This is a genomic window from Clostridium sp. AF27-2AA, assembly GCF_003478505.1.
Taxonomy (GTDB): Bacteria; Bacillota; Clostridia; order Lachnospirales; family Lachnospiraceae; genus Brotaphodocola.
This window is the reverse complement of record NZ_QUFI01000071.1, coordinates 1-1,395: the sequence shown is the minus strand read 5'-3', so window position 1 is coordinate 1,395 and position 1,395 is coordinate 1. Positions and strand designations below refer to the sequence as shown.

The 1,395-nt window shown below is 56.1% G+C and carries 1 protein-coding gene and 1 pseudogene; both read right to left on the bottom strand.

From position 1 onward, the window contains the following. A pseudogene (locus DWY84_RS17595) lies at positions 1 to 929 on the bottom strand (SEL1-like repeat protein); the annotation flags it as partial. 94 nt (positions 930 to 1,023) lie between these two features. Then, positions 1,024 to 1,395 (bottom strand): ACT domain-containing protein (locus DWY84_RS17085; protein WP_182434973.1); only part of this gene is annotated, 372 nt, incomplete at its 5' end.

Below are 1,395 nucleotides of genomic sequence, written 5' to 3'. Positions count from 1 at the left end.
TCGTTCTGTTCCACGCCTTCGCCGCGCTCGTAGCAGCGTGCCAGATTATGCATGGATTGCAAATCGCCACACTGTGCGCCCTGCTCATACCATTTTATGGCTTCCTGCCAATTCTGCTCCACGCCATATCCCCTTTTATAGCACAAGCCCAGATTGCTCATGCTAACCGGATAGCCGCACTCCGCACCTCTGCGATACCAGGAAAAGGCCTGCGCCCAACTCTGCTCCACGCCGCAGCCCTTTTCATAGCAGTATCCCAGATCCGCCATTGCCACGCTCACGCCACTCTCTGCCGCCTCGCGGAACCAATGCACAGCACGCTCCCAGTTTTGCTCCACGCCGTCGCCGTATTCATAGCATACGCCCAGCCGGTGCATACCTTCACCGTAGCGCTGATACGCCGCCGCGCGCACCCAGTGCACGGCCTCGGCAGCGTCGGCTTCCACGCCGATCCCGTCGTGGAAGGCGCGGGCGAGCAGCATCTGTCCGCGGGGCGAACCGTATTCCGCCGCCTTGCAGTATAACTCGGCAGCCTGTTTCGCGTCCGGAGCCGTGCCAATGCCGTATTGATAGCACACGCCCAAGCAGCACACCGCATTCAGGCTCCCCATTTCCACCGCCTGCTGATAAAGCCAAAAAGCCTGAACCGGATCCGCCTCCACGCCGTTTCCCTGCTCCATGCAGATGCCCAGATTGCATACGCCCCATGCGCTGCCGAGATATGCAGCTTTCCGAAAACAATCCACCATGCGCTTTTTATCCGATGCCTCTGCATCCCAAAGGGTGTTGCCTAAAGCCGTCCAATCATCTCCGGTCATATCGGCCTCGTTGGCGCGCAGCAATTTCCGGCCGCACTGCGGACAGCGCTCCGGCAGCTTTTCGCCTTCATCCCAATAATTACAGGTGTGATCCTCGCAGTGATAAATCATCGTTTCCAACTCCTTCCGCCTGCTGAAAAAAACAGCGCGTTACACTATTTTTCATAGTATAACACGCTGCTTCAAAAAAGGAAAGACCGATCGGTCAGTCCTCGTTGCCGAAGAACTTATCGTGCACCACTTTGATGGCGCGGTTTGCATCGTCCTTGTTCACCAATACCGAAATACGAATCTCGGATGTAGCAATCATCTGGATATTGATACCTGCATCATACAGCGCCTCGAACATATCGGAGGCCACGCCCACATGCGTCATCATACCGGCGCCCACCAGGCTGATCTTGGCCACATTATCGTCCACCTCAATGCTGTCATATTCGAGCACATCCTTGTTCTCTTCCAGCACCCAGCGGGCATCGTCCAGGCTGCTCAGCGGGCAGGTAAAGTTGATGTCCTTACTGCCGCTGCGGCCCACAGACTGCAAAATAATATCCACATTTACATTGTGACGGCTCAG